This window comes from Dietzia sp. CQ4 (assembly GCF_014145125.1).
In the GTDB taxonomy this organism is placed as follows: Bacteria; Actinomycetota; Actinomycetes; order Mycobacteriales; family Mycobacteriaceae; genus Dietzia; species Dietzia natronolimnaea.
In genome coordinates this window covers 1-5,113 of the sequence record NZ_JAALDZ010000351.1, presented here as the reverse complement: position 1 = coordinate 5,113, position 5,113 = coordinate 1, and the positions used below count along the sequence as shown (strand labels likewise).

General features: G+C 65.4%; 4 protein-coding genes and 3 pseudogenes. 2 read left to right on the top strand and 5 right to left on the bottom strand.

Translation table 11 applies throughout. The annotated features are described in order from the left end of the window. Positions 1-46: 46 nt before the first annotated feature. Together G6031_RS16770 and G6031_RS16765 are read right to left on the bottom strand one after the other, a co-directional pair. Positions 47-463, bottom strand: a pseudogene (locus G6031_RS16770) (IS3 family transposase); the annotation flags it as partial. 25 nt (positions 464-488) lie between these two features. After that, positions 489-950: a transposase gene (locus G6031_RS16765; RefSeq protein WP_206682177.1), complete on the bottom strand. Its 462-nt coding sequence runs from the start codon at positions 948-950 to the stop codon at positions 489-491. A gap of 173 nt (positions 951-1,123) precedes the next feature. On the opposite strand from G6031_RS16765, the gene istA reads away from it, so the two are divergent. Both istA and istB read left to right on the top strand, forming a co-directional pair. Then, positions 1,124-2,461 (top strand): IS21 family transposase, encoded by a 1,338-nt coding sequence (gene istA / locus G6031_RS16760; protein ID WP_206682176.1) that lies wholly within the window; start codon positions 1,124-1,126, stop codon positions 2,459-2,461. After that, positions 2,458-3,231 (top strand): IS21-like element helper ATPase IstB, encoded by a 774-nt coding sequence (istB, locus tag G6031_RS16755; protein ID WP_182639195.1) that lies wholly within the window; start codon positions 2,458-2,460, stop codon positions 3,229-3,231. Before istA ends, istB begins: the two co-directional genes overlap by 4 nt. Before the next feature lie 291 nt (positions 3,232-3,522). On the opposite strand, the pseudogene G6031_RS19015 reads toward istB, so the two are convergent. From G6031_RS19015 to G6031_RS16740, 3 genes and pseudogenes are all read right to left on the bottom strand, one after another. Next, positions 3,523-3,966 (bottom strand): annotated as a pseudogene (locus tag G6031_RS19015) (transposase); the annotation flags it as partial. A gap of 188 nt (positions 3,967-4,154) precedes the next feature. After that, positions 4,155-4,415, bottom strand: a pseudogene (locus tag G6031_RS16745) (transposase); the annotation flags it as partial. A 144-nt stretch (positions 4,416-4,559) separates the two neighbouring features. Then, a partial coding sequence (locus G6031_RS16740; protein ID WP_277820168.1) for an acyl-CoA dehydrogenase family protein occupies positions 4,560-5,113 on the bottom strand: 554 nt, incomplete at its 5' end.

Genomic DNA, 5,113 nt, shown 5'->3' with positions numbered 1-5,113 from the left:
CAAGCCGCGTGACTAACCCTGTCACCTACTCGTGCACCAGCCCCAACTTGACCCCGGCGCGATCGGCGGTGAAGTCTCGTTTCACCAGGTCAGGCATGTCGGCCGCGGCGGCGTCATCGGCTTCGGTGGTCACCCGAAATGGTCTCGGCTGACAGGCGACGAGGCCTTCAGAGCGCATGATCTGCCGCACGAGCTCCGGTGAACACTCGGTGCCCTCGTCAACCAGATCGGCGTGAATCCGCCGATACCCGTAGGTGGCGTCGGTGGCGGTGAAGAAGTGCCTCACCCGGGCCGTCAACGCCTGTCTGCGGGCCGCTGTCGCCGACGTCGGACGGGAGAGCCAGTTGTAGAACCCAGAGGTCGAGACGGTCAACCAGGCGCACATCTTGTACACCGGGTTGGTCTCGGCGGGGTCGGTCCTGCAGGAGTCGATGTACTCGTATCGGCTCACGGTCGCTGCTCCCGGATGCTCCTATGTCAAGTCTTCGTCACGCGGCTGCCTGGAGAGCGGGGATCGAAGTGCGTGTCTCCGTAGAGGGAGGAGGTGACGTGGCGTCGGGCAGGGGCCCTGTTTCGTCGGCGCGCATCGCTGCGAACACTCGGTCAGATATTCGGCGGCGGAGCAGTCGCAATGCCTCGGTGCGGGTCTTGCCGGCGGCGATGAGCTTGTCGTAGTAGGCGGTACCTTCGCCGCCGAGCCGCAGCTGGGTCACCGCGGCCATGTGCAGCGCGGTGTTGATGCGCCTGTTTCCGCCCCGAGACAGCCTGACGCGGACCTTGTTGCCAGACCACACTGGGATCGGGGCGGTGCCGTTGAAACGGGCGAAGGCGTCTTTGGACTTGAACCGCCTGACCCCGGCGGTCTCGCCGATGATCGTGGCCGCTCCGAGCACCCCGAGGCCCGGCACGTCAAGCAAGTGCTGGTGATTCGCGCGCACCAGCGTGCCCAATGTCCGCGTACACCCTGATATGTCGGTTTGGGGACAGGTTCATGTGCAGGTCGGTGTTCGGCGTTCCGTAGTTGTTCGCCGAGGTGGGTGGGCCACCCTTGGAGTCGTCTTCCGGCAAGTTGACGATTTCCGAAGGGTGGCCCACCCCCATGATCCTGGATCAGGAGTCCTGGATGAATATCCGACGTTTCAAACAGCTGCATGCCACCGGCATGACGTACGCCGAGATCGGTCGCGAGTGCGGCTGTGACTGGCGCACGGTACGCAAGTACCTGGCCGAGGATGCCGCGACGGCGCCGCCGTCGGCGCCCTCGCGCAAGGGCACGCAGAAGGTTGCGATCACCGAGGTGATCGCAGCGCTGATCGATGCGATGCTGCGAGCCTGCATCGATATCAAGGCCACTGTGATCTGCGAGCGTCTCGCCGACGAGCACGACGTGCATGTGCACTATCAGCGGGTCAAGACCTACTGCCGCTCCCGCCGCCCCCAGATCCGCGCCGAGCTCGGCCTCGACGAACCGGGAGCGGGGAGTCTGCACCGACGCATCGCCACTCTGCCCGGGGCCCAGGCCCAGGTCGACTGGGGCGATGAGGGAGATCTGCTGGGCACCGGGGTTCGCGTGTACTCGTTCCACATGACGCTGTCGTACTCGCGGGACCCGTTCTGCTGCTTCGTGACCTCGATGGATGCCGCGACGTTCTTCGACTGCCACCGGCGGGCCTTCGACCACTTCGGCGGGGTCCCGGCCGTGATCGTCTACGACCGCCTCAAGACCGTGGTGCGCCGCCATGTGGCCCCAGGCAAAGCGGTCCCGGTCACCGCCGCAGCCACCGCGTTCGCCGGCCACTACGGGTACGGCATCGATGTGCTGGCCGCCTACCGGCCCACCGGCAAGGGCCGGGTGGAGCGGCAGGTCGACATCGTGCGAGACCACGTCGTGGCCGGCCGCCGCTTTCGCTCGGTCGGCGACGTTGATGCCGCTTTCGCCCGGTGGGTGAAGATCCGCCGCGGCCAGGTTCACCGCACCCACGGGCAGGTCATCGCCGAGGCCGCCGCAACGGATCACGCCGCACTGGGCCCGCTGCCGGCCACGGAGTACGAGATCTTCGACGATCACGTGCGCACGGTGGGCAAGGACTGTTTGATCTCGTTCGAGTCCGACCACTACTCGGTCCCCGCCTCCCAGGTGACGGCGAGGCAGAAGGTCCTGGTCCGTGCCACAGCCAGCCGCATCAAGGTCTGCCGCCTGGAGGACCCCGCCCAGGTGCTGGCGGTCCATCGGCGTGGCGGCCGGTCGCACGAGTGGATCATCGACCCCACCCACTGGGACGGCCTGCCCGACGGGGTCGGCCGCGCCGTCTGTCACACCGAGCCCGACCGGGCCGGGGCATCTGCCAGGCCGGAGGAGTCGTCCTCGGTGCTGGCGCACTATCTGGCCTCGATGGACCCGGTTCCCGATATTCGACGGCCGTTGGCGTCCTACGAGCTGGTGGCGGGTGAGGCCTCGTGAGCGAGTTCGTCATCAGTCGGATCACCGCCGCCGCGCAGCGTCTCAAGCTGCCGCACATGGCCGCCGCCGCAGCTGACGCCGCGACCCGTGCTGAGCAGTCTCAGCTGGGGTACCTGGACTTTCTCGACCAGCTGCTCGAGGAGGAGGTCACCCACCGGGAGTCGGGCCGGTTTCGCAACGCGCTCAAGCTCTCCGGTCTGCCGCACCACAAGACCTTGGAGGAGTTCGATTTTGCGTTCCAACCTGGCGTCGATGCCCGGCGCTTGAAGGATCTCGCGGCGATGGAGTTCGTCGAACGCAAAGCCAACATCGCTCTGCTCGGCCCGCCCGGCGTGGGCAAGACCCACATCGCCGTGGCGCTGGCGGTGACCGCGTGCCGGGCCGGCCACTCAATCTACTACACCACGCTGGACGACCTGGTCCGCAAGCTGCGCAAGGCAGACAGCCTCGGCACCTTGCCCAAGCAGCTCTCGAGTCTGGCCCGACCGTCACTGCTGGTCATCGATGAAGTCGGCTATCTCCCACTCAACCGCGCGGAGGCCAATATGTTCTTCCAGCTGGTTTCACGCCGCTACGAGAAGGGCTCGACGATCATCACCAGCAACAAGACCTTCGCCGAATGGGGCACCGTCCTGGGAGACGAGGTCTTGGCCACGGCGATCCTGGATCGGTTCCTGCACCACTGCGAGGTCATCGCAATCAACGGACCGTCCTACCGGCTCAAGGACCGAGCGGACCTTGTCAGCACTGCCGACGAACCGGCACCATAAACCCCAGCCGGACACCGACACGTGAGCCTGTACCCGCAACGTCACGTCAACCTGTACGCGGACACCCAATCGGCCCTCGATCTCGTTGATCCGCCGGGTGAGCGATCGGATGTCCTCCAAGATGTCGCGGGCGATCTCCGGCACCACCCCGGTCAGGTTGTCCAGGTGGGCAATCAGCTCATCGAGAAGATGGTAGCGACGCAGCGCCCGGGACGGGATCTGCAGGTCAGGGTCGATCTCGTGCAGGAACCAGCGGACCTTGGACTGCAGTGCGGTACGGCGAGCGACCAGGCTGCGACAGTGGTCGGACAGTAGCTTGATCTCCCGCGCCGGCCCCGGCAACTCGGCCGTGGGCAGGTCACGTTCCCGCAGAGCAACACGCGCCACGGCCTCCGCGTCGATCGGGTCGGATTTGCCGGGTTCACGACCCGACCGGCGCATACCCGCCATCAGCCGGGTGTGGACTCGCACGACCTTGTGCCCGGCGTCGAGCAGGTCGGCTTCCAGTCGACGGGTCAGGTGCCGGCAGTCCTCGACCGCGATGCTCACCTCCTCGAACTGTTCGAGCCAGGTCATGATTTTCTGATGCCCAGCCGCCCGAGCCTCAACCGTGAGGACATCGATCCTCCTGCCGACCTCATCGACAGCGACGAGCGTGTGCCAGTTCTTGTGGGCATCAATTCCAATGACAGTCACCGCGGACCGCCTCCTGCTGCGTATCGTGAAGTGCGGCATCGCCAACCGAGGTCGGGCACGCCTCAGTCGGGCAGGACGAGCGAGCAAGCTCCTGTCAGGCCACGGCCTTGATCAGCGATGCACACCCGGTGGGGCGGCACATCGCGGACAAGCCACCTACGGCAGCGAAAAAACGAGCCAACTCCACCGGGCCACCATCATTTTGGTACTGACGCGAAGTAAGCGGCTGCTTTTTTCAAGAAGGCCGTTTCGGCGCGGAGCTCGGAGTTCTCCCGCTCCAGCTCCTTGAACCGTGCCCGCTCATCGAGCGTCACCTCGGTCTCGGTGCCGCCGTGGGTCTCGCGGTACTTGTTCAACCAGTTTCGCAACGTCTCGGGCCCGACGCCGTAGGCCACGGCGACGTCCTTGATCGTCTTCGAAGTCGAGATGACCTCCTGGCACAGCTCATCCTTGAACTCCTGGCTGAACCGTCTGCGTGATGCACTCACTACTGGATCTCATTTCGGTAGGCCCCTCACCTTAGGAGGGTCCACCGTCCGAGATCACCACAACAGGCCAACCACCAGAGACGTGTTTAGGCGTGCTGGCGGACGGAGTGCTCGCCGAGCGAGCGAGTGCGCGTCGGGTACGGACTACTGTCCCATGACAGGTGTCGGGAGTGATCGGGCGATGATCTCCTTCATGATCTCGGTGGTGTCGGCGTAGATCTGACTGACCCGCAGGTCGGTCCATGCGCGCGCGATCGGATACTCCTCCATGTAGCCGTAGCCGCCGTGGAGTTGCAGGCAGGTGTCGGCGACTTGCTGAGCGCGTTCGGAGCTCCAGTACTTCGCCATCGCGGCGGTGGGGATGTCCAGTTCGCTCTTGACATGCAGGTCGAGACACTCGTCGATGAAGGCGCGGGTGACGCGGGCTTCGGTGGCGACCTCGGCGAGCTTGAACTTGGTGTTCTGGAATCCGAAGATCGGTTTGCCGAACGCCTCGCGGGTGAGTGTGTACTCGTGTGTCAGGTCCAGCATCAGGTCCATCGACGCGGCGCAACTGACGGCGACGATGAGCCGCTCCTGCGGGAGCTGCATCATGAGCTGGACGAAGCCCTGCCCCTCCTCGGTGCCCAGGAGATTGCTGGAAGGCACACGTACGGGGTAAGTCCCCTGGAGTGGTGGGGTTTGGGGGCCGGGGTTTG